At 72.9% G+C, this 26,337-nt stretch carries 21 protein-coding genes and 1 tRNA gene; 4 read left to right on the top strand and 18 right to left on the bottom strand.

What is annotated here, in order from left to right; translation table 11 throughout:
- Positions 1 to 124 precede the first annotated feature (124 nt).
- From ACFWA9_RS08670 to ACFWA9_RS08600, 15 genes are all read right to left on the bottom strand, one after another.
- The gene (locus tag ACFWA9_RS08670; RefSeq protein WP_352292446.1) at positions 125 to 1,528 is read right to left on the bottom strand and encodes an aspartate aminotransferase family protein; all 1,404 of its coding nucleotides are present in this window, start codon (positions 1,526 to 1,528) and stop codon (positions 125 to 127) included.
- A complete protein-coding gene (gene dxs / locus ACFWA9_RS08665; RefSeq protein WP_380384655.1) occupies positions 1,518 to 3,428 on the bottom strand; it encodes a 1-deoxy-D-xylulose-5-phosphate synthase in 1,911 nt (636 codons plus the stop codon). Before dxs ends, ACFWA9_RS08670 begins: the two co-directional genes overlap by 11 nt.
- 92 nt (positions 3,429 to 3,520) lie before the next feature.
- Entirely contained in the window at positions 3,521 to 4,546 is a 1,026-nt protein-coding gene (gene hpnH / locus ACFWA9_RS08660) for an adenosyl-hopene transferase HpnH (protein WP_329490725.1), read from the bottom strand.
- Positions 4,547 to 4,548: 2 nt separating this feature from the next.
- A complete protein-coding gene (locus ACFWA9_RS08655; protein WP_380384652.1) occupies positions 4,549 to 5,241 on the bottom strand; it encodes a 1-hydroxy-2-methyl-2-butenyl 4-diphosphate reductase in 693 nt (230 codons plus the stop codon).
- Positions 5,238 to 7,328: a squalene--hopene cyclase gene (shc, locus tag ACFWA9_RS08650; RefSeq protein WP_380384649.1), complete on the bottom strand. Its 2,091-nt coding sequence runs from the start codon at positions 7,326 to 7,328 to the stop codon at positions 5,238 to 5,240. The genes ACFWA9_RS08655 and shc overlap by 4 nt, the downstream gene beginning before the upstream one ends.
- 7 nt (positions 7,329 to 7,335) lie before the next feature.
- Entirely contained in the window at positions 7,336 to 8,424 is a 1,089-nt protein-coding gene (locus tag ACFWA9_RS08645) for a polyprenyl synthetase family protein (RefSeq protein ID WP_380384646.1), read from the bottom strand.
- A 134-nt stretch (positions 8,425 to 8,558) separates the two neighbouring features.
- Positions 8,559 to 9,992 (bottom strand): hydroxysqualene dehydroxylase HpnE, encoded by a 1,434-nt coding sequence (hpnE, locus tag ACFWA9_RS08640; protein ID WP_380384643.1) that lies wholly within the window; start codon positions 9,990 to 9,992, stop codon positions 8,559 to 8,561.
- A gap of 145 nt (positions 9,993 to 10,137) precedes the next feature.
- Positions 10,138 to 10,995 carry a presqualene diphosphate synthase HpnD gene (gene hpnD / locus ACFWA9_RS08635; protein ID WP_380384688.1) on the bottom strand — a complete coding sequence of 286 codons (858 nt, stop codon included), beginning with the start codon at positions 10,993 to 10,995 and terminating at the stop codon, positions 10,138 to 10,140.
- A 41-nt stretch (positions 10,996 to 11,036) separates the two neighbouring features.
- Entirely contained in the window at positions 11,037 to 11,969 is a 933-nt protein-coding gene (gene hpnC, locus ACFWA9_RS08630; RefSeq protein ID WP_329490722.1) for a squalene synthase HpnC, read from the bottom strand.
- A 358-nt stretch (positions 11,970 to 12,327) separates the two neighbouring features.
- On the bottom strand, positions 12,328 to 13,137 hold the full coding sequence (locus ACFWA9_RS08625) for an ABC transporter ATP-binding protein (RefSeq protein WP_329490721.1): 810 nt from the start codon (positions 13,135 to 13,137) through the stop codon (positions 12,328 to 12,330).
- A complete protein-coding gene (locus ACFWA9_RS08620; protein WP_352292454.1) occupies positions 13,130 to 14,071 on the bottom strand; it encodes an ABC transporter permease in 942 nt (313 codons plus the stop codon). The genes ACFWA9_RS08625 and ACFWA9_RS08620 overlap by 8 nt, the downstream gene beginning before the upstream one ends.
- A 188-nt stretch (positions 14,072 to 14,259) precedes the next feature.
- A complete protein-coding gene (locus ACFWA9_RS08615; RefSeq protein WP_329492347.1) occupies positions 14,260 to 15,105 on the bottom strand; it encodes a glycosyltransferase in 846 nt (281 codons plus the stop codon).
- Positions 15,106 to 15,170: 65 nt separating this feature from the next.
- A complete protein-coding gene (locus ACFWA9_RS08610; RefSeq protein ID WP_329492346.1) occupies positions 15,171 to 15,908 on the bottom strand; it encodes a CDP-alcohol phosphatidyltransferase family protein in 738 nt (245 codons plus the stop codon).
- A 91-nt stretch (positions 15,909 to 15,999) separates the two neighbouring features.
- A complete protein-coding gene (locus ACFWA9_RS08605; RefSeq protein ID WP_352292456.1) occupies positions 16,000 to 17,061 on the bottom strand; it encodes an iron-containing alcohol dehydrogenase family protein in 1,062 nt (353 codons plus the stop codon).
- Positions 17,049 to 17,804 carry a phosphocholine cytidylyltransferase family protein gene (locus ACFWA9_RS08600; protein WP_329490718.1) on the bottom strand — a complete coding sequence of 252 codons (756 nt, stop codon included), beginning with the start codon at positions 17,802 to 17,804 and terminating at the stop codon, positions 17,049 to 17,051. Before ACFWA9_RS08600 ends, ACFWA9_RS08605 begins: the two co-directional genes overlap by 13 nt.
- Positions 17,805 to 18,271: 467 nt before the next feature.
- Here ACFWA9_RS08600 and idi point away from each other — a divergent pair, with 467 nt between their 5' ends.
- Positions 18,272 to 18,925, top strand: coding sequence for an isopentenyl-diphosphate Delta-isomerase (idi, locus tag ACFWA9_RS08595; protein WP_329490717.1), 654 nt, complete (start codon positions 18,272 to 18,274; stop codon positions 18,923 to 18,925).
- 9 nt (positions 18,926 to 18,934) lie between these two features.
- Here idi and ACFWA9_RS08590 read toward each other — a convergent pair whose 3' ends face one another.
- The gene (locus ACFWA9_RS08590; RefSeq protein ID WP_329492345.1) at positions 18,935 to 19,408 is read right to left on the bottom strand and encodes an ATP-binding protein; all 474 of its coding nucleotides are present in this window, start codon (positions 19,406 to 19,408) and stop codon (positions 18,935 to 18,937) included.
- Between the two features lie 372 nt (positions 19,409 to 19,780).
- Here ACFWA9_RS08590 and ACFWA9_RS08585 point away from each other — a divergent pair.
- Positions 19,781 to 19,868, top strand: a tRNA-Leu gene (locus ACFWA9_RS08585).
- A gap of 262 nt (positions 19,869 to 20,130) precedes the next feature.
- Positions 20,131 to 21,801 carry an APC family permease gene (locus tag ACFWA9_RS08580; RefSeq protein ID WP_380384637.1) on the top strand — a complete coding sequence of 557 codons (1,671 nt, stop codon included), beginning with the start codon at positions 20,131 to 20,133 and terminating at the stop codon, positions 21,799 to 21,801.
- 17 nt (positions 21,802 to 21,818) lie between these two features.
- Here ACFWA9_RS08580 and ACFWA9_RS08575 read toward each other — a convergent pair whose 3' ends face one another.
- Positions 21,819 to 22,808, bottom strand: a complete 990-nt coding sequence (locus ACFWA9_RS08575; RefSeq protein WP_329490715.1) for a class I SAM-dependent methyltransferase — start codon at positions 22,806 to 22,808, stop codon at positions 21,819 to 21,821.
- A gap of 526 nt (positions 22,809 to 23,334) precedes the next feature.
- Between ACFWA9_RS08575 and ACFWA9_RS08570 the strand changes: the two genes are divergently transcribed.
- Positions 23,335 to 24,774, top strand: coding sequence for an aldehyde dehydrogenase family protein (locus ACFWA9_RS08570; protein ID WP_380384634.1), 1,440 nt, complete (start codon positions 23,335 to 23,337; stop codon positions 24,772 to 24,774).
- A 49-nt stretch (positions 24,775 to 24,823) separates the two neighbouring features.
- On the opposite strand, the gene ACFWA9_RS08565 is transcribed toward ACFWA9_RS08570, so the two are convergent.
- Positions 24,824 to 26,326, bottom strand: coding sequence for a glycine hydroxymethyltransferase (locus ACFWA9_RS08565; RefSeq protein WP_380384631.1), 1,503 nt, complete (start codon positions 26,324 to 26,326; stop codon positions 24,824 to 24,826).
- Positions 26,327 to 26,337 lie beyond the last annotated feature (11 nt).

Here is a 26,337-nt window from a genome sequence, read left to right as displayed (position 1 = left end):
TTTGCCGCGGGGTAGTAATTCCTCTACTTCAGCGGGCGCGGCGTCCCGAAGTTTGCCGGGGTGTAACCCCGGGTTGGGTTTGGCGGCCCGGCCCCACTCCCCACTCCGCCGCGGCCCGGCCCGCTCAGCGGTTGCCGACCGCCTGCTTCACCAGCGTCCGCCCGAAGTCCCACATCAGGCCGCTCCCGCGGTGCGCGTCGTCCATCACGTCGGTGAAGGCGTCGATGAACCGGTCCACGTCCCGGTCGGTGATGATCAGCGGCGGGATCAGCTTGATCACCTCCAGGTGGTCGCCGGAGACCTGGGTGAGGATACGGTGCCGCTGCAGCAACGGGACGACCACCATCTGGGCGAACAGGCCCTTGCGGGCCGCCTGCAGCGCCGTCCACCCGGTCCGCAGCTTCAGCGACTTCGGCCGGCCGAACTCGATGCCGATCATCAGGCCCCGGCCGCGGACCTCGGCCAGCAGCTCGTACCGGTCGACCAGCGCCGCCAGCCGCTCCCGGAACCGGTCCCCGACGGCGCGGGCGTTCTCGACCACCTTCTCGTCCCGCATCACCTCCAGGGTCGCCAGGCCCGCCGCCATCGCCTGCGCGTTGGAGCCGAAGCTGGCCGAGTGCACCAGCACCCGGTCCATCGAGGAGTAGACCTTCTCGAAGATCCAGCCCTTGCCGAGCGTCGCCCCGACCGGGACGTAGCCGCCGGAGAGCGCCTTGGCCGCGCAGACCAGGTCGGGCAGCACGCCCTCCTCGTGCTGGTAGGCGAAGAACTCCCCGGTCCGGCCGATGCCGGTCTGCACCTCGTCGCAGATCAGCAGCGCCTTGTGCTCGTGCAGGAGTTCCTGCGCCGCCCGCAGCCAGCCGGGCGGCGGGGCCAGCACGCCCTTGCCCTGGATCGGCTCCACGATCAGGGCCGCGACGTCGCCCTTCTTCAGCTCCTTGGCCAGTGCCCCGAGGTCACCGAGCGGGATCGCGGTGTCCGGCAGCAGCGGATCGAAGCCCTTGCGGAACCCGCTCTCGCCGTTGACCGAGAGCGAACCGGTGGTCAGCCCGTGGAAGGCGTGGTCGGCGTAGAGCACGCGCCGGCGCCCGGTGGCGTAGCGGGCGAACTTCAGGGCCGTCTCGACCGCCTCGGTGCCGCTGTTGCCGAAGAAGACCCGGTCCAGCCCCGGCGCGTACGAGAGCAGCCGCTCCGCGAGCAGGCCGGGCAGCGGCGAACAGTCGAACCGGACCAGGTCCGGCAGGTCGAGGTCCATCACCTGCTGGACGGCCCCGCGCACCACCGGGTGGTGCCGGCCGAGCGCGAAGATGCCGAACCCGGCGAGCATGTCGAGGTACTCGTTGCCCTCGGCGTCGTAGAAGTACGGGCCCTCGGCGCGCTCGTAGTACTTGTCGAAGCCGATGGTGTGCAGCATCCGCGGCAGCTGCGGATTCAGGTGGCGGCTGTGCAGCTCGTACCGTTCGCCCCCGCGCTCGGCGAGCAGGGCGGCGAGGTCGAAGCGGGGTTCGTTGCCGGGGTCAGCCTGCATGGCGCTGGTTCGCTCCTCGGGTCGGTAGCAGGTTCTTGGCGAAGGCCGCGGTCTGCGCGGCGACCCCGGTGCCGGTCAACCCGGCCTCCTCCAGGATCTCGCCCCGGGCGGCGTGGCCGAGGAACTCCTGCGGCAGGCCGAGCACCCGCACCGGGACGTCCACGTCGGCGTCCCGCAGCGCCTGGGCGACCGCCGCGCCGACGCCGCCGGTCCGGCCGTTGTCCTCGACCGTGACGACCAGCCGGTGCGCGGCGGCCAGCGCGGGCAGGGCCGGGTCGACCGGCTTGACCCAGCGCGGGTCGACGACCGTCGCGGTGAACCCCTCGGCCAGCAGCAGGCGCGCCGCGTCCAGCCCGGCGCCCGCCATGGTGCCCACCGCGACCAGCAGGATCTCCGGCAGCTCGCCGGTCCGCAGCAGCACGTCGACGCCGCCGATCCGCTCCACGGCCGGGACGGCCGGCCCGATGTTCCCCTTGGGGAACCGGATCACCGTCGGCGCGTCCGTCACCTCCACCGCCTCGCGCAGCTGGGCCCGCAGCTGGTCGGCGTCGCGCGGGGCCGCCAGCCGCAGGCCGGGGACGACCTGGAGGATCGACATGTCCCACATGCCGTTGTGCGAGGCGCCGTCCGGCCCGGTCACCCCGGAGCGGTCGAGGACGAAGGTCACACCCAGCCGGTGCAGGGCGACGTCCATCAGGACCTGGTCGAAGGCCCGGTTGAGGAAGGTCGCGTAGACCGCGACCACCGGGTGCAGCCCGCCGGTGGCCAGCCCCGCCGCACTGGTCACGGCGTGCTGCTCGGCGATCCCCACGTCGAAGGTCCGCTCCGGGTGGGCCTTGGCGAACTTCGCCAGCCCGACCGGCTGGAGCATCGCGGCGGTGATCGCGACCACGTCCGGCCGCTCGGCGCCGAGCGCGAGCATCTCCTCGCCGAACACCGACGTCCAGGAGACCCCGGCACTGGGCGCGATGGGCAGGCAGGTGTACGGGTCGATCGGGTTGACGGCGTGGAAGCGGTCCGCCTCGTCCTGCTCGGCCGGACCGTAGCCGCGGCCCTTGACGGTCAGGCAGTGGACGATGACCGGGCCGCCGAAGCCGCGAGCCTGGCGCAGCGCCTGCTCGACGGCGCCCAGGTCGTGGCCGTCGATCGGGCCGAGGTACTTGAGCCCGAGGTCCTCGAACATGCCCTGCGGGGCGAAGGCGTCCTTGAACCCCTTCTTGGCGCCGTGCAGCGCGTCGAAGATCGGCTGCCCGACTAGCGGGGTGCGCTGCAGCGCTTCCTTGCCGAGGGCGAGGAAGCGCTCGTACCCCTGGGTGGTGCGCAGCGTGGCGAGGTGGTGGGCGAGGCCGCCGATGGTCCTGGCGTAGGAGCGCTCGTTGTCGTTGACGACGATCACCAGCGGGCGGTCCCGCGCCTCGGCGATGTTGTTGAGCGCTTCCCAGGCGAGCCCGCCGGTGAGCGCGCCGTCACCGATCACCGCGACGGTCTGCCGGTCGTGCTGGCCGAGCAGCTGGGCGGCCTTGGCGAGGCCGTCGGCGTAGGAGAGGGCGGTGGAGGCGTGCGAGTTCTCGACCAGGTCGTGCTCGGACTCCGCGCGCGAGGGGTAGCCGGACAGGCCTCCCCTGGAACGCAGTTTCGAGAAGTCCTGCCGCCCGGTGAGCAGTTTGTGAACGTAGCTCTGATGGCCGGTGTCCCAGACGATCCGGTCGTAGGGCGAGTCGAACACCCGGTGCAGCGCGATGGTCAGCTCCACGACCCCGAGGTTCGGGCCGAGGTGGCCTCCGGTCCGGGTGACGGCATCGATCAGGAAGGCGCGGATCTCGTCGGCGAGGAGTGGGAGGTCGGCGGCCGGGATCTTTCTGAGGTCGGCCGGGGACGTGGCGCCGGAGAGCAGTGGCATGTGTTCACCTCACGACTCGGAGCAGTGCTGTGGTGCCCCCCTGTGGCAGGACCGCCCGGCACGGGGGCGGCCCCGTGCCGGGCGGGGCGCGGTCAGTGACCGCGGTTGGCGCCGACGGTCTCCGTGAGCGCGCGCAGCGACTCCTTGAGCGAGCCCATGGTGGCGAGGACGGCGGTCGGCTCGTAGCCGCAGTGCGCCATGCAGTTGGCGCAGCGCGCGTCCTTGCCGCGGCCGTACTTCGACCAGTCGGTCTTCTCGATCAGTTCGCGGTAGGTGGGCACGTACCCGTCGGCCATCAGGTAGCAGGGGCGTTGCCAGCCGAAGAGCGAGTAGTTGGGGATGCCCCAGGCGGTGCACTCGAAGTCGACCTTGCCCTCCAGGAAGTCCAGGAAGAGCGGGCTGTGGTTGAGCCGCCAGCGGCGCCGGTTGCCGCCGGAGAAGGTCTTGCGGAAGAGCTCCCTGGTCTGCTCCACGCCGAGGAAGTGCTCCTGGTCGGGCGCCTTCTCGTAGGCGAACGCCGGGGAGATCATCATCTCGTCGACCTTGAGGTCGTCGTTGAGGTAGTCCAGCACGTCGATGATGGTCTGCGGGGTGTCGGTGTTGAAGAAGGTGCTGTTGGTGGTGACCCGGAAGCCGCGCCGCTTGGCCTCCTTGATCGCCTCCACCGCCTCGTCGAAGGTCCCCTCCTTGGCCACCGAGGCGTCGTGCCGCTCGCGCAGCCCGTCGATGTGCACGGTGAAGGTGAAGTACGGCGAGGGGGTGAACTTGTCCAGCTTCTTGCGCAGCAGCAGCGCGTTGGTGCAGAGGAAGACGTACTTGCGGCGCGCCACCAGCTGGCGGACGATCTCGTCGATCTGCGGGTGCATCAGCGGCTCGCCGCCGGCGATCGAGACCATCGGGGCGCCCGACTCCAGCACCGCGCCGACCGCCTGGGCGACCGGCATCCGCTGCTTCAGCACACCCGCCGGGTGCTGGATCTTGCCGCACCCCTCACAGGCGAGGTTGCAGGCGAAGAGCGGCTCCAGCTCGACGATCAGTGGGAACTTGTCCCGCCGCTTGAGCTTCTGCTGCATGAGGTAGGTGCCGACCCGCACGGTTTGGCGCAACGGCATGGCCATGGCTAGCTCGCCTCCTGAGGGAGCGTCGAGGGTGTGGGGTGGTTGAGGCTTGCGGACCGCGGGCCTGCCGGCCGCGGCCGGTTCTGCTCGTGCCAGTCGACGAGCGCGGGCACGGTGGCCCGCAGCGTCCGCCAGGCGCGGACGCCGGCCGGCAGGGTGCCCGGGCGCAGCAGCTCGCGCTCGGGGGTGTCGACCACCACCCGCAGGACGGCGGCGGGCAGGGCCGGGCGGATCTCCTGGAGGGCGGCGAGGACCGCCGCGGCCTCCATGTCGACGGCGAGTGCGCCCTGCAGGTGCAGGGCGCGCCGCTCCAGACCGCGCACCACGTGGTCGGCGGTGTGGTGCACGCCGGTGTGGGCCGTCAGCCCGCGCGTCTTCAGCGCCCGGCTGAGCTCGGGCCCGGAGTCGACCGCGAAGAGGTTCCCCTCGGCATCGCGCACGCCGTCCGCAACGATCACGTCACCGGGTGTTATTCCCGGCGCGACGGCCGCGCCGAATCCGGCCACCACGACGGCGCCGTAGCCGCCGGGGGCCGAGGTGAGCAGCCGTCTGACCGTGTGGGCGGCCCGGCGGCGACCGACACCGGTGCGGACCAGTACCGGCGGCCCGCCGGCGGCGCCGCGCCAGTCCCCTCCGCGCAGGGCCCAGACCTCGGGGCCGAGTGCGCAGAGCACCAGCAGCGGAGCGGGCTTCACCGGGCCGCCCCGATCACCGGGCTGCCGCCGGCCGGGGCGCCCTTGGCACCGGGGACGCTGTCCCGGCCGGTGGCGGGAGTGCCGTGCAGGTACCGGCCGAGCGCGGTGACCGGGAAGACCAGCCGGTAGAGGTGGTAGTTGATGGAGAAGTCCCACGGGAAGCCCGTCCCGGTGAACTGCGGCTCGTCCCAGGTGCCCTCGGGCAGCTGGGTGCGGGCCAGCCAGTCGACCCCGCGCACGACCGCCGGGTTGGCCCGGCCGTCCGGGCCCTCGCCGGCGGCGAGCAGCGCCATCAGCGCCCACGCGGTCTGCGAGGCGGTGGAGTCGCCGCGCCCGGCCCAGCGGGCCGGGTCCTCGTAGGAGCGCATGTCCTCGCCCCAGCCGCCGTCGGTGTTCTGCCGGTCCTCCAGCCAGCGGACGGCGCGGCGGATCGCCGGGTGCTCGTCCGGGACGCCGGCCGCGACCAGGGCGGGCAGCACCGAGCCGGTGCCGTAGATGTAGTTGGTGCCCCAGCGGCCGAACCAGGAGCCGTCGGCCTCCTGGTTGCGCAGCAGCCACTCCACGCCCCGGCGGGTGCGGGGGTCCTTGCCCTTGCCGACCTCGGCGAGCATCTCCACCACGTGGGCGGTGACGTCGGCGGACGGCGGGTCGACCACCTCGCCGAAGTCGCAGAACGGCAGCTTGTTGGGCAGGGTGCTGGTGTTGTCGACGTCGAAGGCGCCCCAGGCGCCGTTCTTGGACTGCATGCCGAGGTTCCAGCCGACCCCGCGGTCGACCGCGCCGGTCACCTTGGCGGGATCGGGGTGGGCCACCCGGCGCAGGGCGAGCACCACCTCGGCGGTGTCGTCGATGTCGGGGTAGGTGTCGTTCTCGAATTCGAACGCCCAGCCGCCGGGGGCGAGCGAGGGCCGCTGGACGGACCAGTCGCCGCGCCGGGTGATCTCCTCGGCGAGCATCCAGTCGACGGCCGAGACCAGCGCGGGGTGATCGGCCGGCAGCCCGGCGTCGGCCAGCGCGATGGTGGCCAGGCAGGTGTCCCAGACCGGGGACTGGCAGGCCTCCAGCCAGCGCCGGCCGTCCTCGGTGTGCACGGTGAAGCGGTCGAAGGAGGAGAGGCCGGCCTGCATCACCGGATGGTCGAGTTCGTAGCCCTCCAGGTGCAGGGCGATCAGCGAGTAGACGGCGGGCGGCTGGATGCCGCCCCAGCAGCCGTCCGCCTCCTGCCGCTCGACGATCCAGCGGCAGGCCTGCGAGAGGGCGAGCCGGCGCAGGGGGCGCAGCGCCCGGCGGTGGTAGGCGTGCAGCACCTTGTCCAGGCGTTCGAAGACGCCGTCCCAGGTGGTGGCGGGGGCGAGCGGGCGCTCGGGGAAGGGGTGCTCCGGGTCGGTGTGCAACTCGGTCAGCGGGAACGGCGCGGGGCGCACCGGGCGGTGCGCCGAGACGATGGTGAGCGGCACGATGGTCTGCCGGGCCCAGCATCCGAAAGCGTAGATGTTCAGCGGGAGCCACTTGGGCAGGAAGATGATCTCCGGTGGCATCTCGGGCAGCCGCGCCCAGGGCCACCAGCCGAAGAGGGCCAGCCAGATCCGGGTGAAGACCCGGGCGGCCGCGATGCCGCCGGCGGACCGGACGTAGCGGGCGGCGGCGAGCATGTGCGGGGCGTCGGGATCGTCACCGGCGAGCTTGAGGGCGACGTAGGCCTCGACCGTGGTGGAGAGCTCCGCCGGTCCGCCGTGGAAGGTGGACCAGGTGCCGTCCTCCCGTTGCTGGGAGCGGATCCACTCGGCGGTGGCCTTGGTCTGCTCCTCCGTCCGGATCCCGAGGAACTGCCGGAGCAGTAAGTCCTCGGCGTCCATGGTGACGTTGGTCTCCAGGTCGCCCTTCCACCAGCCCTCGGAGCTCTGCAGCGAGAGCAGGTGGGTGGTGGCGCGCGCCAGTGCCTCCTCGGCCGAGAGCGGACCGTCCTGCTCCTGGTCGGGCCGGTCGGCCGACCGCCCGGCGCTCAGCAGCGCCGGGGGGCGGTCGCCCACCGCGACCGGCTCGGAATCGTACTCAGGGTCGAGCCGGCCGTCCGCGGTTGCTGTCAACGTAACGTCACCTCTCTCGTACCACCACGAATTCGGCGAGTGCGACGAAGTGCTCGCGCACCACATCGGGCATGGGCACCTCGTCCAGAGCGGCGAGGGCAGTCGTGTGCTGGCGGCGGGCCTCCTCCTGGGTCCAGGCGCGGCCGCCGGCCTCCTCGATCAGCGCGGCGCGGGCGGCGAGCTCGGGCTCGCTCTCCTCGCCGCGCCCCGAGGGGTCGGCCAGCTGTTCGGCGAGCCGGCGCGAGGCCGGGCCACCCTCGGCGAGGGCCGCGGCCACCGGCAGGGACTTCTTGCGCTGGCGGAGGTCCCCCCAGTGCGGCTTGCCGGTGACCTCGGTGGCGCCCCAGATGCCGAGCAGGTCGTCCACCGCCTGGAAGGCCAGTCCGAGGTGGTGGCCGTAGCGCTGGAGGGCGTCCGAGACCCGGTCGTCGGCGCCGGCCAGGACGGCGCCGATCGCGGAGGCGGCGGCGAGCAGGGCGGCGGTCTTGCCGCCCTCCATCTCCAGGCACTCGGCGACGGTGACGCTGTCCCGCTGTTCGAAGGCGACGTCCATGGCCTGGCCGTCGATGAGCCGACGGGTGGCGGTGGTGAGGAGCCGGACGGCGCGCGCGGCGTCGGCGGGGCTCGTGCCACCGGCGGTGGCCGCGTCGAGCAGCACCTCGGTACCGAGCGTCGCCAGGGCGTCGCCCACCAGGATCGCCTGGGCCGGTCCGAAGACCGTCCAGGCGGTGGCCCGGTGCCGTCTGGTCTCGTCACCGTCCATCAGATCATCATGGAGCAGGGAGAAGTTGTGCACCAGTTCAACGGCCACCCCACCGGGCACACCGGCCTCCGCCGGGGCGCCGACGGCCTGGGCCGAGAGCAGGGCCAGGGCGGGGCGCACGGCCTTGCCGCCGTCCCCCGCGGCCGGCGTGCCGTCCCGGTCGATCCAGCCGAAGTGGTAGGCCCCGACGGTGTCCATCGGTGCGGCCAAACGGGCGACGGCGGCCCGCAACGGCGGGGTGCAGAGCGTGCGGCTGCGGGCGAGCAGCTCCGGCACCGAGACCGGTTCGGCGTGCGCCGTGCCTCCGACGGCAGTGCCGGTGCGTGACTCCACGTGCGTTCCCTCTCCCTGGTGGTGCCGGGCCGCGCGGGACGGCCGGGCGCTTGCGATGTCGATGAGACCGGTGCGGCCGGCGGTGGGGCGGCCGGATCTCGCGGGGTCGCCGGGACCGGCGGCGGGGCCCTGGGTCACCGGGGCCACCTCCCGTCGCCGCGGTCCACCGGGAGCCGGGTGCCGGCGCCGGCGAGCGCCGCGTCGGCCGCGGCGTGGCCGCTGCGGACGGCGCCCTCCATGGTCGCGGGCCACCCGGTGGCCGTCCACGCGCCGGCCAGCAGCAGGCCGGGGACGTGCGTCCGGGCCGTCGGGCGGACGGCGGCCGTGCCCGGGGCCGGGTCGAAGGTGGCGGTGCGCTCGCGGGTGACGAAGAAGTCCAGCACCTCGGCCCCGCCGGCGGCGGGGAGCAGCCGGGCCAGCTCGGGCAGGTAGCGGCGGCGCAGCTCGGCCACCGGCAGGTCGATCTCGTCCTGGACGGCGGACTGGGAGAGCGCCAGGTACTGAGCCCCGGGGTGGGCCCGGCCCAGCTCGGTGGCGGCCAGCCCGGAGTGCGCGGTGCGGTCGAAGACCCACTGCACCGGCGAGCCGAGCGCGGCGAAGAACGGGCGCCGCAGCACCTTGCGGTCGTAGACCACGTGCACGTTGAGGATCGGCGCGGTGCCGAAGCCGGCCAGCCGCTGCTGGGCGTCGACGGCGTCGGGCGGCAGCAGGGCGGCGGCGGTGTCCTGGGCGCCGGCCAGCACCACCGTGTCGGCGGTGAGCAGCTCGCCGCTCTCCAGCCGGACGGCGTGCTGCGGGGCGGACGGCTTGAGCTCGGTCGCCCGGGCTCGCAGCAGTACCTGCACGCCGGCGCGCTCCAGCTCGGCGAGCGCCCGGTCGTGGTGGATCACGCCGAGCGGGACGGCTGCCATGCCGATGTCGGAGGCGCCCGGATCGGAGAGCAGGCCGGTCTTGAAGACCATCGCGGCCAGCGCCAGCGACACCTGGTCGGCCCGGGCGTTCAGGGTGGCCACGCCGACCAGGTCCCAGAGCGCGGCGATGGTGCGCCCGTTCTGCCCGTGGCGGCGCAGCCAGTCACCGAACGAGACCGCGTCCAGCGCCGGATCGGCGAGGTCGAGGCCCTGGAGCGCGATCGCGCCGCGGACCACCCGGGCCCGGTCGGCGGGCGCCAGGTGCGGGTAGGTGGCCAGGCTGGCGGCCAGGTGCAGCGGGACGGGCAGGCCCGCCCGGCGGAGCCGGCCGAGCGTGCGCACCGGCGCGGCCTCGGGCCCGGACACGCCGAGCACCGGAACGTCCAGCCGGTCCTGGAGGTGGACCAGCCGGCTCGCGCCGAGCCGGTCCAGCAGGCCCCGGTAGGCGGTGCAGCAGCGCAGGTAGACGTGCTGGCCGTTGTCGACGGTCAGCTCGCCGCGCTGGAACGAGAAGGCCAGGCCGCCCAGCCGGGGACGGCCCTCGACGAGGGTGACCCGGTGGTCGGCCTCGGCCAGCCGGAGCGCGGTGGTGATGCCCGCCAGGCCGCCGCCGACCACGACGGCGGCCGGGCGCGCGGCATCGGCTCGCCCGGTCATCGGCCCTCCCCCTCGCATCCGGCGCCCGACCCGGTCCGGTCCGGGGCGCTCGTGGTCAACACGGTCGTGCCCAACACGGTGGTCAACACGGCTCTACCCATAAGTGATTCCCCGCTGACACAGCGTGACAGAAGTGCGGCGAGAATCAAGAACGCCCCCCGGCGAGCCCGGAAAGCGCCACGTACGCCTTCTCCCAGCCCGGCAGCGAGACCCGGCCGCGCAGCACCGACTCCGGCTCGGCCGCGATCCGGCCGAGCAGCCGGTGGTAGATCCCGGCCATCGCCGCGGTGCAGGCGCGGCTGCGGCGGTCGAGCATCGGCAGCAGCCGCAGGCCCTCCTCGAAGGCGGCCTGGGCCCGGGCCGCCTCGAAGGCGACCAGCCCGGTGAAGTCGGCGCCGGCCGGCGGCCTGGGCAGCGCGAAGCCCCGCTCGCAGCCGAACCGGACGAGGTCCTCGGCGGGCAGGTAGGTGCGGCCGTTGAGGGCGTCCTCGCGCAGGTCGCGCAGGATGTTGGTGAGCTGGAGCGCCAGGCCCAGCGTGTCGGCGTACCGGGCCCCGCGCTCGGGGTCGTCGCAGCCGTACACGCCGAGCGAGATCCGGCCGATCGCGCCGGCGACGCAGCGGCAGTAGACCTTGAGCTCCTCGTACGTCTGGTACTCGGCGCCCTTGAGGTCCATCTCGACGCCGTCGATCAGCTCGTCGAAGCCGCCGAGCGGGATCGGGAAGCGCCGGGCGGTGTCCGCCAGGGCGACCTTGATCGGGTCGGTGTCGTCCTCCGACACCGACCCCGCGCGGATCTCGTCCAGCAGCTCGCGCGTGCGCAGCAGTGCCTCGGCCTTGCGGTCCGCGGGGAGCTCGCCGTCGCCGATGTCGTCGACCCGCCGCGCCAGGGCGTACAGGGCCGACATGGCCAGCCGCTTCGGCTCCGGCAGCAGGCGGATGCCGTAGCTGAAGTTGCGGGCCTGCAGTCCGGTGACTGCCTCGCAGTACCGGTACGCCGCCATGACCTGCGCCGACGCCAGTGGTGATGCCGCCACTCGGGCGTTCACCTTCCCTTCGCGAAGATGGCCGCCGCCTTCGCTGCGAGGCGGCGCTTGTCGGGCTTCGTCTGCTGGGCGAGCACGTCGTACCCGGCGCCCTCGATGGCGGCCAGGGCCGCGTACCCGCCGGCGGTGAATCCCGCCAGGAGCAGTCGAAGCCTCCCCCGAACCGTACCTACCAACGGCGCGCCGCGGTCCAGCAGGGTGCGGGCCCGTCCGACCTCGAAGGCGACCAGCTCACGCACCGCGCCGCCGGCGGACGGGGCGGCGAGGTCGGCCTCGGTGACGCCGAAGCGGGCCAGGTCCTCGGCCGGGAGGTAGATCCGGCCGCGGGCGAGGTCCTCGGCGACGTCCTGGAGGTGCTCGACCACCTGGAGGCCGCTGCAGACGGCGTCGGAGAGCTCGATCCGCTCGGGCGTGGAGACGCCCGCGATGGCCAGCACCAGCCGGCCCACCGGGTCGGCGGAGAGCGTGCAGTAGCCGACCAGGTCCCGGTAGGTGGCGTAGCGGGCGGTGGTCTGGTCCACCCGGTTGGCCTCGATCAGACGGCGGAACGGCTCCGGGGTCAGCGCGTGCCGGTCCACCAGCGGGACGAGCGCGCGCATCAGCGGGTGGCGGGGCGCCTCGGCGGCCGCGGGGCGCAGGGCGGTCTCGAAGACCCGGTCGAGGTCCCGCTCCAGCCCGTCGAGCAGTGCGAGCCGGAAGGCGACCTCGTCCGGACCCGGCGGGGCGGGCTGGGCCGAAGGGGTGGTGGCGGGGGGCCGCCCGGCCACCCCGAGCAGCCGGGCGGCGCCGGCCGGGTCGGCGAGGTCGCCGTCGCCGGCGTCGTCCACCAGCCGGGCGAAGCCGTAGACGGCCATCAGGTCGTCGCGCCAGGCGGCGGGCAGGAAGAACGGGGCGACCGGGAAGTTCTCCGCGCTCGCCTTGTCCAGGGTCACTCCCGCTGGACCGTCCGCCGTCCCGTCGCCGGGCCGGGACTCACTACTGGGCTGGGCCGAAGCCGACACTGCTGTCACTCCCCCGTTCTACACCGCTCGGTACGACCGGCCCGAGTCGGACACGCGTCCGATATCGGGGGTCACCTGCGACACACCACCCCCGCGCCTTACAGCCTGACACCACCGCCCGCGCCGGAAAAGGGCGCCCCACCCGGCGCGCGGGGCGCTCACCCGGGCAGCGGCGGGCCACCCGGGGGACGGCGGGGTTCCACCCGGGGTCGGGCGGGCCGGGGAACGACGGAGGGCCGGCGGCCGGGCTGCCCCGGTCACCGGCCCTCCGTGCGGGGCCCTTGCGGTCCTACGGCCGGTCGCCGCGCTCGTAGCGGCTCACGACCTCCTCGGTCGGGCCGTCCATCACCAGCTCGCCGGCCTCGATCCAGATGGTCCGCTCGCAGACCTCGCGGATCGAGCTGTTGTCGTGGCTGACCAGGAAGACCGTACCGGCCGAGCCGCGCAGCTCGTCGATCCGCTTCTTGCTGCGCTGCTGGAACGCCTGGTCGCCGGTGGCCAGCGCCTCGTCGATCAGCAGCACGTCGTGGGTCTTCGCCGCAGCGATGGAGAACCGCAGGCGGGCGCCCATGCCGGAGGAGTAGGTGCGCATCGGCAGGGAGATGAAGTCGCCCTTGTCGTTGATGCCCGAGAACTCGACGATGTCCTGGTAGCGCTCCCGCACCTGGGCCGGGGTCATCCCCATCGCCAGGCAGCCGAGGACGACGTTGCGCTCGCCGGTGAGCTCGTTCATCAGCGCCGCGTTGACGCCCAGCAGCGAGGGCTGGCCGTTGGTGTAGATGCCGCCCTTCTCGGTCGGCAGCAGGCCCGCGATGGCGGCCAGCATGGTCGACTTGCCGGAGCCGTTGGAGCCGATCAGGCCGATCGCCTCGCCCTTGTACGCGGTGAAGCTGATCCCGCGCACCGCGTGCACCTCGCGCACGCCCGCGGAGCGCTTGCGGCTGATGATCCGGCTGATCGCGGAGGTGGCGCTGCCCTTGCCGGAGCCGGCGCCGTGCACCCGGTAGACGATGTGCACGTCGTCGACGACGACGGTGGGCTCGCGTGCGACGTCGCTGTCCTGCACGGTCAGGCCCTTTCGCAGGTCGGTGTCAGCCACGGCCGTACTCCTCCTCGGCCTTCCAGAAGAAGACGTATCCGATCACGAACATCCCGACCGCCCAGGCGATGCCGTACGCCCACTGGTGCGGCGGGAGCACCTGGTGCTGGGGGACGTGCTTGTTGTAGATGACCGGCGCGAAGGCGTGCCGGATCAGGTCCATGTAGACCGAGGCCGGGTTGAGCTGCATCACCTTCTGCCAGAACTCCGGCCAGCCGTTGATCTTGTCCTGGATGCTGAACATCACGCCGGAGAGGAACATCCAGGCGCGCATCGCGAACGGGATCAGCTGGGAGATGTCACTGGTCTTGGAACCGATCCGCGCCATCACCAGGGCCACCCCGGTGTTGAACATCGACTGCAGGACGAGCGCCGGGGCCACCGCGAGCCAGGTCCGGCCGGGCTCGATGCCGCTGGCCAGCACCACGCCGACCAGCACCACCATCGAGATCATCAGCTGCTGGAGCTGGATCACCGTGAAGGCGATCGGCAGCGAGGCACGCGGGAAGTGCAGGGCCCGGATCAGGCCGAGGTTGTCGGAGATCGCCCGGGTGCCGGACTGCACCGCGTTCTGGGTGAACTGGAACACGAAGACACCGATGCAGAGCCACGCGGTGTACGTGCCGTCCGGGAACCCGTCCTTGCTGCGCAGGATCACACCGAAGACCAGGTAGAACACCGCGCAGTTCAGCAGCGGGGTCACGACCTGCCAGAGCTGGCCGAGCTTGGCGTCGGTGTACTGGGCCACCAGGCGGGCGGTGGCGAAGGCCCAGATGAAGTGCCGGCGGGCCCACAGCTGCTTGGTGTATGCGACGAGGCCGGGTCGTCTGCCGCTGACCGCGAGACCGTACTTGTCCGCAAGCTGCTTGGGGGTCAGGCCCGCGTCCGCCCCCCTCGGGGCTGAGAGGCTGACGGGTTCACTCACTGTCGACACATTCGTCCTTCGCGCGGGATCGTCGGGGAGGCCGGTCGACGGGGGTCCGCCGGCCTTTCGCCGAGGGGGATCCACTCGGATCACGGGGGAGTCCGGCCGGTGCGTGGTCACCGGCCGCTGCGATCGGACGACCGTACGACGACTGAACCGTACGGTTCAAATCACCGCGGGGCCGCCCGACCGTACGATCAGATGACCGGCGGTCGGCCCAGCCTGGTCAGTCGCCAAACGGTACGCCATCGCATGGGCCGCCGCGTACCGCAGGGTTCGCGCCAGCCCGCCCGGAACCCGCCCCACCAGGCCTTCAGCGCCTCCGGGGAGGGGCGGCGGGCCAGGGTCAGCAGGAACCAGGTTCCCAGATAGAGAGGCACGAACAGGGCCGGAAGGTTCCGTCTCGCGAGCCACACCCTGTTGCGGGCCACGTTGTGGAAGTACGTGGCGTGCCGGGCGGGCGAGGTGGTCGGGTGGTGGAGCACCACGTCCGCCCGGTAGTCGATGGCCCAGCCGGCGTCCAGCGCGCGCCAGGCGAGGTCGGTCTCCTCGTGCGCGTAGAAGAACTCGGCGGGCAGCTGGCCTGCCTGTTCGAACACCGTGCAGCGCACGGCGCTCGCGCCGCCCAGGAAGGTGGTCACCCGGGAGGAGCGCAGCGGGTCGCTGGCGCGCAGCCGGGGGACGTGCCGGCGCTGGGTGACGCCGGTGTCGGGGTCGGCGATCCGGAAGCTGACGATCCCCAGCTCCGGGTCGGCGCTGAAGGCCTCGCGCAGCAGCCGGGCCGAGTCGGTGCCCGGGAGCCGGCCGTCGTCGTCCAGGAAGAGGACGGCGTCGACCTCCCGGCCGTCCTTGCCGAACAGCTCGATGCCGACGTTGCGGCCGCCCGGGATGCCGAGGTTCTCCGGCAGCTCGACGCTGCGCACGCCCGGCGGCAGCGGCGGCAGCGGGGCGCCGTTGGCGACCACGGCCAGTTCGACGGTCGGGCCCTCCTGGGCGCGGACCGACTCGATCAGGGCGTTCAGCTCGGCCGGGCGGTTGCCCATGGTGATGATGACCGCGCCGAGCCGGAAGGTGTCGGCGGCGGCCGGGAGGTGCTCCGTCACGGCGCTCACCGGAGCCTGCTGGAGAGGACGATGCTCAGCAGGTGCAGCACGGTCTGCAGCATCGCGATCGCGGCCAGCACGACCACCGCGAGCCGGGTGAAGAGCAGCCCGCCGTGCACGGCGTCCGCGACGCCCGCGGCGAGGATGAGCAGCGAGGCCTCGACCGCGCCCACCAGCCGGTGGAACTTGAGGAAGGAGGCCGCCCGGCGGGCCCTGGCCACGCCGGAGGAACGCGGCACCGAGGCGCTGTCCTCGACCGCCGTGAGACCGCTGCGGGCCCGGGCCACGTCCACCAGGTCCGTCTCGGACTTGATCAGGATGGCGCCGAGCGCGGCGAGCGTGCCGAGGAAGGCCCACTCCCAGTGCGAGGCGGTGCCGCTCCGGTGGAAGAGGTCGCAGCCGCGCAGGCCGAGACCGGTCAGGAGGGCCGCCTCGGACATGTAGTGGCCGACCCGGTCCAGGTAGACGCCGGTGAGCGAGGTCTGCCGGCGCCAGCGGGCGACCTCGCCGTCCACGCAGTCCAGCAGCAGGTAGACCTGGATGAGCAGGGCGCCGAGGACCGCGCCGGTGAGGCCCGGGACGATCAGCGCGGCACCGGCCAGGATGCCGGTGAGCATCATCAGGTAGGTCAGACCGTTGGGCGTGATCGCCGTCACGGTGGAGAGCACGCGGGTGATCCGCAGCGAGATCCGCCGCATGTAGAGGCGGCCCGCCCAGTGCTCCGCGCTGCGGCGCTGGAGCATGCCCTCCGGGTGGATCACCGCGCGCAGCTCCTCGACGGAGGGGCGGCGGGTCAGATCCACCGGGGCCGGGGGCGAGCCCTTCGTGGCGGGGTCAGCTGTTGACGGCTTGGACATAGTCGGCGTACGCGTCCCTGATCGCTGAGGGGGAGAGGTCGAGGTGCTCAAGAATGGTGAAGCGGCCCGGGCGGGTGTTCGGAGCGTAGTGCACCGCCTCGGTGAACTCCGCCTCGGTGAAGCCGATCTGAGCTGCGGTCACCGGCAGGCCGTGGCGCGACAGGCGCTCCACGATCAGACCGGTCAGCTCGCGCTCGCCCCGCAGGAAGCTGGCGAAGGCGGCCCCGAGGCCGACCTGTTCGCCGTGCTGGGCGGATCGCTTGGGATACAGCACGTCCAGGGCATGCGAGATCTCGTGGCAGGCCCCCGACGAGGGCCGGGTGCTGCCGGCGATGTTCATCGCGATGCCGGACAGTACCAGGGCTTCCGCGAGCGCTGTCAGGAGGTCCTGATCCTGAAGGTTTCCTGGGTGCCGCAGCAGGTTCTCGCCCGCCGAACGGGCCATCGCCACGGCCAGTCCGTCCACCGGCTCGCCGGTCTCGGCCTGGGACAGCTCCCAGTCCGCGCAGGCGGAGATGTTGGAGATGACGTCGCCGATGCCGGCCGCCACGAAGCGCGGCGGAGCCTGCCGGATCACGTCGAGGTCGACCACGATGCCGATCGGCCCGGGCACGCCGTAGGACCCCCGGCCGGCGTCGTTGTCGAGGGTGGAGACGGGAGAGCAGATGCCGTCGTGCGCGAGGTTGGTGGCCACCGCGACCACCGGCAGGCCGACCCGCGCGGCGGCGTACTTGGCGGCATCGATGATCTTGCCACCGCCGAGGCCGACGATCGCGTCGTAGTGGCCGCCGCGCATCGCGTCCGCCAGGCGCACCGCGCTGTCGAGGCTGCCGTCGTCGACGTTGTACCAGTCGGCGCCCGGCAGGGCCGGCTCCAGCCGCTCGCGCAGCACCGCCCCGGAGCCGTTGCTGATCGCCACCGCGATCCGGCCCGAGGTGGAGAGCCGCTGGTCGGCGAGGATCCCCCCGAGGGCGTCGAGCGCCCCCGAGCGGATCTCCACGAAGACCGGCGACGGCACCAGCCGCGTCAGTACTGGCACGCGATCTCCCGCGCCTTGGCCAGGTCGTCGTGGTTGTCGACCTCGACCCAGGAGACCTCGCCGATCGGCTGCACGTCGATCCGCAGACCGCGGTCGACCATCTCCTGGTAGCCGTCCTCGTAGTACAGCTGCGGGTCGCGCTCGTAGGTGGCGCGCAGCGCGTCGGTGAGGTCGGCGGCGGCCGACGGGTTGATCACGGTGAGGCCGATGTACTCGCCGGTCGCCTCGGCCGGCTCCATCAGCTTGGTGATGCGCCGCATGCCGGTGGCCGGGTCGACGACGACCTTCATCTCCTCGTCGGCGAGCTTCTTCACCGTGTCGAGGGCGAGCAGGATGCCGGGGGCGCGGCCCTCCTCGGTGAGGCGCCGGTTGCCCTCCAGCATGGTCCGCTGGACGGAGGCCGGGTGCACGGTGTCCCCGTTGGCCAGCAGCAGGCCCTCGCCGAAGAGCTCGCGCGCGCACCAGAGGGAGTAGGCGTTGTTCCACTCCTCGGCCTTGTCGTTCTCGACCAGGGTGAGCTTCACGCCGTACTTCTGCTCCAGGGCCGCCTTGCGGTCCTGGACCGCCTCCTTGCGGTAGCCGACGACGATCGCCGCCTCGCGCAGGCCGACCTCGGCGAAGTTGCCGAGGGTGAGGTCCAGGACGGTCCGCTCCCCGTCGACCGGCACCAGCGCCTTCGGCAGGGTGTCGGTGTACGGGCGCAGCCGGCGGCCGGCGCCGGCTGCCAGAACGAGGCCGATCATGCGGGGTCTCCTGATCCGTCGTGCTGTGCTGATCCGTCGGGCCGAACGCCGCAGCCGCCCGGCGGGCTGTGCGCTGCCGCAAGCCGCCGGACCGTGCGCCGCCGCAGGCCGTCGGGGTGGCGCGCCGATGCCGGCGAGGATGCGGGCACCGTGTCATCAGTGATGGTAGGCGACCGTGGCGACCAGCCCGAACGCGGCCGGTGGCCCGGGCGGACACCGGGTCCGGCGGCGGTGAAGGAGGGGTGCCGTCGAGGTGTCCGTTCACCGTCCGCACGCCGTCGGAATCGAACGGGCGCCGAACGCGTTCCGAACGCCTCTGCTAATCCGTCGCCCATTCCGATACCGGGAATGGTGCGGGAACGGTCATGATCCGCCCTGTTGTGTGTGGGACGCCTGCGGACCGCCACCCGTACGGCAGACTGGGGCACGACGCCACCGGTGCTCCCATTGCCCCCGAAAGAGGCCTCATGCCCCAGAGTCCGCCGACCAGCCCGACGCACTTCACCTCGGAGATCGACACCGGTCTCGACGTGGAGACCGACGTGACGGCCGACCCCCGAGCCGCGGCCGGAGCGCCCGCCGGCACCGAGATCCTGCTGGAGCTCGTCGACGACGAGGGCGTCACGATCGGCACCGCCGAGAAGCACTGGGCCCACCAGCAGCCGGGCCGGCTGCACCGGGCGTTCTCGGTGTTCCTCTTCGACCGCCAGGGACGGCTCCTGCTCCAGCGCCGGGCCCTCGGCAAGTACCACTCCCCCGGCGTCTGGTCGAACACCTGCTGCGGCCACCCGTACCCCGACGAGCCGCCGTTCGTCGCCGCGGCCCGGCGCACCGCCGAGGAGCTGGGCGTCGCCCCCGCGCTCCTCTGCGAGGCCGGCACCGTCCGGTACGACCTGCCGGACGAGGCCTCCGGCCTGATCGAGCGGGAGTGGAACCACCTGTTCGTCGGCCTGGTCACCGCCGACGTCGTGCCCGACCCGGACGAGGTGGACGACTTCGCCTTCGTGTCCGCGCAGGAGCTGCGCGAGCTCCAGGACGAGCGGCCGTTCTCGGTGTGGTTCCGGACCGTCTTCGAGGCCGCGCTGCCCGGCATCCGCGAGATCGCCGGCCGGGACTGGTAGGACCATCCGCTACCGCGCGTCCTCCCGGGGGATGGGCAGCGAGGCCCAGACCACTTTGCCGCCCTCCCCCGTCCGCTCCACGTCGCAGACCCCGCCCGCCTGCAGGGTGACGCTCTTCACCAGTAGCAGCCCCCGCCCGCCGGTCCGCCCGGCGTCGCTCTCCAGGGCCTTCGGCCGGTACGGGTCGCCGTCCTCGACCGACACCCGGACCCAGCCCGCTCCGACCACGAGTTCGGTGGTCACCTCCGGCGACAGCTCGGCGGCGTGCGTCACGGCGTTGCCCACCAGCTCCGAGACGATCAGCAGCAGGTCGTCCACCAGCTCCTGGTAGCGCACCCCCGCCATCCCCTGGGCCAGCAGCCGGTCCCGCACCGCGTGCCTGGTCCGCGGCACCGAGGCCTCCACCGCCGGCACCGGGAACCGCCACACCCCTTCGGCCGGCCCGCTCCCGGCGCGTCCGGATGCCGGGCATCCGGACGCCACACGTCTGGGCTCGGCCTCCGCCGCCCCGCTGATCTGCTCCACGTCCAGCCGCCCTTCGTCCGCGACCCCGGGAATCAGGCGTTCCGCTCATGGCGCCCTCGGTCCACAGAGGCTAGGAGAGCCGCCCCCGGCACGGCCGCACCGTCGACAACTTGCCCGTGTCGGACCACTCCCGACCGCTCCCGACCGCCCGCCGGTCACAGTCCGACCGCTTCCCGCCCCTGAACCACCGCTTCGCTCAGTCCTGCGACCCATCCCCGCCACCCCGGTGGTCCCTACCGGGGAAACGCAGGTGAGAAGCACTCCAGAACCCTGGTAATGTTCTCTCTGTCGCCGAGGGGGCGAGCAGAAAGTCCCCGAAGCACACACCCTGTCCGGGTGGCGGAATGGCAGACGCGCTAGCTTGAGGTGCTAGTGCCCTTTATCGGGCGTGGGGGTTCAAGTCCCCCCTCGGACACCAGAACAATTCCCCGCAGGAACTCGAAAGAGTTCCTGCGGGGAATTTCTTTGTGCCCGGATGGGTCGGCAGGAGCCTGCGCCGGCGGCTCTGCGGGAATGGGGCGGCACGGGCGCCGCAGGGTGCAGGTCCGTACGTGTCCGATCTTCGGACACGAGATGGCAACAATCGGATGATCTGAGCTTCATCTGAGGTTTTCGTCCTATTTCGCACCATAGTCTGCTGTGCGTTTGTCCGGAACCCCAGGAGACAGAGGACCGATACGTTGAGCGCGCCTGAGTCGACGACGGCTTCCCATCAGCACTACCGCCGTTCGCTCGGCACCATCAGTCTCACCGCCGTGGGCCTCGGCTCGATCATCGGCTCCGGCTGGCTCTTCGGTGCCGAGCGGGCCGCCCGGCTCGCCGGACCGGCCTCGATCGTCGCCTGGGTGATCGGCGCCGCGGTCGCGCTCACCATCGCGCTGACCTACAGCGAGCTCGGGTCGATGTTCCCCAAGGCCGGCGGGATGGTGCGGTACGGGCAGTACTCGCACGGCTCGCTCGCCGGGTACCTGGCGGCCTGGGCCAACTGGATCGCCATCGTCTCGGTGATCCCCGGCGAGGCCACCGCCTCGGTGCAGTACATGAGCTCCTGGCACTTCGGCTGGGCGAAGGGCCTGTTCGACGGCGAGGAGCTCTCGGTCAGCGGGGTCGCCGTGGCGAGCGTGCTGCTGGTCGGCTACTTCGCGCTGAACTGGTTCGCGATCACGCTGTTCGCCAAGACCAACACCGCGATCACCGTGTTCAAGGTGGTCGTGCCGACGCTGACCGCGGGCGCCCTGCTGCTGGCGCACTTCGACACCGCCCACTTCACGGACCACGGCGGCTTCGCGCCGAACGGCTGGAGCGCGGTGTTCACGGCGGTCGCCGTCTCCGGCATCGTCTGGGCCTTCAACGGGTTCCAGTCCCCGCTGAACCTGGCCGGCGAGGCCCGCGACCCCGGCAAGTCGCTGCCCAAGGCCGTGATCGGCTCGATCCTGATCGCCCTGGTGATCTACGTCGCGCTGCAGGTGGCCTTCCTCGGCGCCGTCCCGACGGCGGACCTGAGCAACGGCTGGAGCGGGCTCGGCTACACCTCGCCGCTGGCCGACCTGTCGATCGCCTGGGGCCTCAACTGGCTCGCGCTGCTGCTGTACGCGGACGCCTTCGTCTCCCCCAGCGGCACCGGCATGATCTACGCCGCCACCACCTCGCGCATGATCCACGGCGTGCAGGAGAACGGCCACCTGCCCAGGATCTTCGGCCGGGTCGACCCCAGGACCGGCATCCCGCGCCCGGCCCTGCTGCTCAACCTGCTGATCGCCTTCCTCTTCCTGGCGGTCTTCCGCGGCTGGGGCTCGCTCGCCGAGATCGTCTCGGTCGCCACCGTGATCTCCTACGTCACCGGCCCGGTCGCGGTGATGGCGCTGCGCCGCCTCGCCCCCGAGCTGCCGCGACCGGTCCGGCTGCGCGCGATGCCGGTGATCGCCCCGGTGGCGATGGTCTTCGGCTCGCTGGTGCTCTACTGGGCCCGCTGGCCGCTGACCGGCAAGGTCATCCTGCTGATGGCCGCCGGCCTGCCGATCTGGGCCTGGTACGAACTGCGCAAGCCGTGGGCCGAGCTCAAGCCGCACCTCAAGGCCGGCGCCTGGATGATCGCCTACCTGTTCGTGATGGCCGCCGTCTCCTGGGCCGGCAGCGCCGACTTCGGCGGCCGGGGCTACCTCCCCAAGGGCTGGGACCTGCTGATCGTCGCCCTGATCGGGCTCGCCTTCTACCGCTGGGGCGTGGCCAGCGCCTGGGCCAACCCCTCGCTGGCCGCCGTCAAGCGGGAACTGGCCGAGACGGCCGCCGCCGATGCCGCCGGCCCCGCGGCCACCCTGCCCCGCCAGACCGGCGAGGCCTCCCGGGTCTGACCGACGCGCCGGGGTGGTCAGCCGCGGCGGGCGCGGCGGATGGCGGCGGTGAGGACCGGGGGGAGGAGGTCGCCCGCGACGCGTTTGGCGACGTTGGCGGGGCGGCGGCGTTCGGCGGCGCGGGCACGGCGGACGGCGAGGTCGACGTCGGCCTCCTGCTGGGCGCGCAGGGCCTCCGCCTCGGCCCGTTCCGCCTCCCGGCGGGCGGCCTCGGCGGCCAGCCGGTCGTGGTGGCGCGAGGGGCGGAACGGGGCGATGCCGTGGGAGCTGCCGCCGACCCGGACCACCCGCTGGCCGTTCAGGTGCTCGACGGCGAGCTGGACGCCCTCGGCCAGCCCGGTCCGGTCCAGCAGGGCGCGCCGGGCGGGCTCCGGATCGCCCCAGGTGCCGTAGAACTTGCTCTCGCTCAGCACGATCGGGGTGAGGCCCCCGTTGAACACCGCCTCCCAGGTGGCGGCGGCGACGCCCGGGGTGTGCGCGGAACGGTAGTCGTCCAGGACCACCACGCCCTCCGGCTGGAGCGCCGCCCGGGCCACCCGGAGGTCGTCCACCACGTGCTCGTAGAGGTGCGAGGCGTCGATGTGGACGAAGCGGAACGCGCCGGCCGGGAGGCGGCCGTCGGCCAGTGCCGAGGTGGGCGCCTGGATGATCTCCGGCAGTGCGTCGTGGAAGGACAAGTAGTTGGACTCGAACGCCTTCCGGGTGAGCGACTTCCGGTAGGACATGGACATCTCGGCGGCGTTCTCGTCGTCCGGGGCGTCCGAGTCGAAGAGGTCGCAGACCGTGAAGGTCTCGGTGGGCTGCCGGTGGTCGCCGATCACGATCGCGCTGCGCCCCAGGTAGGCGCCCATCTCCAGCAGGTCCCCGGTGACGCCCGCCTTCTCCTGGCGGTCGAGGAACCACTCGAAGAGGTGGCGGTCGTGGTCCCAGAACCAGCCGGGGACGTCATCGAGCCGGCCCGGCTCGGTGGGCCGGTACTGCTCGGCGCTCAGCGCGGCGTCGGTCACGAAGTTGCTCCTCACACGGTGCGGACGACCACTGGGAACGACCTCCGGCGCGGACCCGCCCGGGCGCACGGGTGCGCGGGCCGGCGACGGACGTCACCGCCCGGCCTTCCGGAGCAGCCTGCGGACCGGCGTGGGCGGACGCCGTTCGAACCCGCTGCCCACGGTAGTGACGCACACCGGAGTGCGCCGCAATCTACCGTCCGCTGTCCGGAGTTGAGGAGATGTCGCACGGACGTTTTCGTCCGGTGCGCGTTTGTGAGCACTCGGCGGGACGGCGGCCCGGGAGGACCGGTTCGTCCATACTGCCGCTCGCGTGCCCGTTTTGTCACCATCCCCGGGGCGGTAGGGGCCGGAGAGGTAGGAGGCCGGGCAGTAGGGGGGTCCGGCTCTTGCGCCGGGCTGCCCGGGCGGCCTTGACTGGCCCTTTGGCCAGCGACCCCCAGCGACCCCCGAGCGACCTCCGGCGGCCCCCAGCGGCGGCCCCGCGCGGCTCCTCGGGCGGACGATCCGATGAGAGGACCACCCGGTGCAGCAGGACGCGGAGCAGGGCACCCAGTACGGCGACCAGTACATCGACGGCGAATGGCGGCCCTCGCTGGACGCCGGGTCGATCACGGTACTGAACCCGGCGACCGAACAGGTGCTCGCCACCGTCCCCGCCGGCGGCACGGCCGACGTCGCCGCTGCCGTGACCGCCGCCCGCCGGGCGGCCCGGAGTTGGGCCGCCACCTCCCGCGAGGAGCGGCTGGCGCTGCTCACCCGGCTGCGGGACGGCCTGGCCGGGTGCCAGGAGGAGATAGCCGACACGGTGGTCGCCGAGCTGGGCGCGCCGGTCGGCTTCGCGACCGCCGTGCACGCCGGCCTGCCGCTGGCCGTGGCCGGTTCCTACCTCGCGCTGCTCGCCGAGTACCCCTTCGAGGAGCGGATCGGGAACTCGGTGGTGCTCGCCGAGCCGGCCGGGGTGGTCGCGGCGATCACGCCGTGGAACTACCCGCTGCACCAGATCGTGGCCAAGGTCGTGCCGGCCCTGGCGGCCGGCTGCCCGGTGGTGCTCAAGCCCGCCGAGGACACCCCGCTGGTCGCCCGGCTGTTCGCGCGGCTGGTCCACGAAGCGGGCTTCCCCGCCGGGGTGTTCAACCTGGTCACCGGCACCGGTGCGGTGGCGGGCGCGGCCCTGGTCGGGCACCCGGAGGTGGACGTGGTCTCGTTCACCGGCTCCACCGCCGTGGGCCGGACCGTCGCCGAGACCGCCGGGCGGGGCATCAAGCGGGTCGCGCTGGAGCTGGGCGGGAAGTCGGCCAACGTGGTGCTGCCCGGCGCCGACCTGGCCCGGGCGGTCAACGTCAACGTCGCCAACGTGTTCGCCAACTCCGGTCAGACGTGCAGCGCCTGGACCAGGCTGCTGGTGCACCAGGACCAGTACGAGGAGGCGGTCGGACTCGCCGCGAAGGCCGCCGCCAAGTACCTCCCGGGCGATCCGGCCGACTCGCGGACCCGGATCGGCCCGGTGGTCAGCGCCCGGCAGCGGGAGCGGGTGCGCGGCTACATCACCGGCGCGCTCGCCGAGGGCGCCCGGCTGGTCGTCGGCGGGGCGGACGCCCCGGCCGGTCTGGACACCGGCTTCTACGTCCGGCCGACCGTCCTCGCCGACGTCACCAATGACATGACGGTCGCCCAGGAGGAGGTCTTCGGCCCGGTGCTGGCCGTCCTCGCCTACCGCGACGAGGACCACGCCGCCGAACTCGCCAACGGCACCCAGTACGGCCTGGCCGGCGGCGTCTGGGCGGCGGACACCGACACCGCCGCCGCCTTCGCCCGCCGCCTCGACACCGGCCAGGTCGACCTCAACGGCGGCCGCTTCAACCCGCTCGCCCCGTTCGGCGGCTACAAGAACTCGGGCCTCGGCCGCGAGCTGGGCCGCCCCGGCCTGGAGGAGTTCCTGCAGCTCAAGTCGCTGCAGTACTGAGCACGCCGGCACGCGGCCCGGTCCCCGCGGGGGCCGGGCCGCGCGGGCCTCAGACCAGGTCGACGCCCGGGTAGAGGGGGAAGCCCGCCAGCAGGTCGGCGGCGCGCTTGGCGACGCCCTCGCGGACCGCGTCGTCCAGGGTGTACTGGGCCTTGGACGGCGCGCCGGCGGAGGTCGCGACGGGAGTGGTGGCGCGCAGGACGGTGTCGATCAGGGCGGCGATCTCGTCCATCTCGGCGGTGCCCAGGCCCCGGGTGGTCAGCGCGGGGGTGCCGAGCCGGACGCCGGAGGTGTACCAGGCGCCGTTGCGGTCCTGCGGGACGGAGTTGCGGTTGGTGACGATGCCGGAGTCCAGCAGCGCCGCCTCGGCCTGCCGGCCGGTCAGGCCGTAGCCGGAGACGTCGGCGAGCACCAGGTGGTTGTCCGTGCCGCCGGTGACCAGCGTGCCGCCCCGGCGCAGCAGGCCCTCGGCGAGGGCCCGCGCGTTGTCGACGACGCCGCGGGCGTACGTGCGGAACTCGGGGCGGAGGGCCTCGGCGAAGGCGACCGCCTTGGCGGCCATCACGTGCGAGAGCGGGCCGCCGAGGACCAGCGGGCAGCCGCGGTCGACGTGCTCGGCCAGCTCGGCGGTGCAGAGCACCATGCCGCCGCGCGGGCCGCGCAGCGACTTGTGGGTGGTGGTGGTGACGATGTGGGCGTGCGGGACGGGGTCGTGGTCGCCGGTCAGCACCTTGCCCGCGACCAGGCCGGCGAAGTGCGCCATGTCGACCATCAGGGTCGCGCCGACCTCGTCGGCGATCTCGCGCATGACGCGGAAGTTCACCAGTCGCGGGTAGGCGGAGTAGCCGGCCACCAGGATCAGCGGGCGGAACTCGCGGGCGGTGGCCCGCAGCGCGTCGTAGTCGATCAGGCCGGTGACCGGATCGGTGCCGTAGCTGCGCTGCTCGAACATCTTGCCGGAGATGTTCGGCCGGAAGCCGTGCGTGAGGTGGCCGCCGGTGTCCAGGGACATGCCGAGCATCCGCTGGTTGCCCAGCTCGTGGCGCAGCTCGGCCCAGTCCTGCTCGGTGAGGTCGTTGACGTTGCGGACCTCGGCGCGCTGCAGGGCGGGGCTCTCGACGCGCTGGGAGAGGACGGCCCAGAAGGCGGTCAGGTTGGCGTCGATGCCGGAGTGCGGCTGGACGTAGGCGTGGTCCGCGCCGAAGAGCGCGCGGGCGTGCTCCGCGGCGATCGTCTCGACCGTGTCGACGTTGCGGCAGCCCGCGTAGAAGCGGCGGCCGGCGGTGCCCTCGGCGTACTTGTCGCTGAGCCAGTTGCCCATGGCGAGCAGAACGGCCGGTGAGGCGTAGTTCTCGCTGGCGATCAGCTTGAGCGAGGCGCGCTGGTCGTCGATCTCCCGGCCGATGGCGGCGGCGATCCTCGGCTCCACCTCGCGGACGACGTCGAGGGCACTGCGGAAGGCGGTGTTGGCGGTGGCACTCGCGGCGGTGTGCGGTGCGGCGGTGTGCGGTGCGGCGGCGTCGGGCGCGGCAGGGCTGACGGGGGTGGCCAAGGCGGTCTCCT

It is taken from the genome of Kitasatospora sp. NPDC059973 (assembly GCF_042737525.1).
Lineage (GTDB): Bacteria > Actinomycetota > Actinomycetes > Streptomycetales > Streptomycetaceae > Kitasatospora.
Note: the sequence above shows the minus strand (reverse complement) of the source record. Positions and strands in the feature narration are given on the sequence as shown.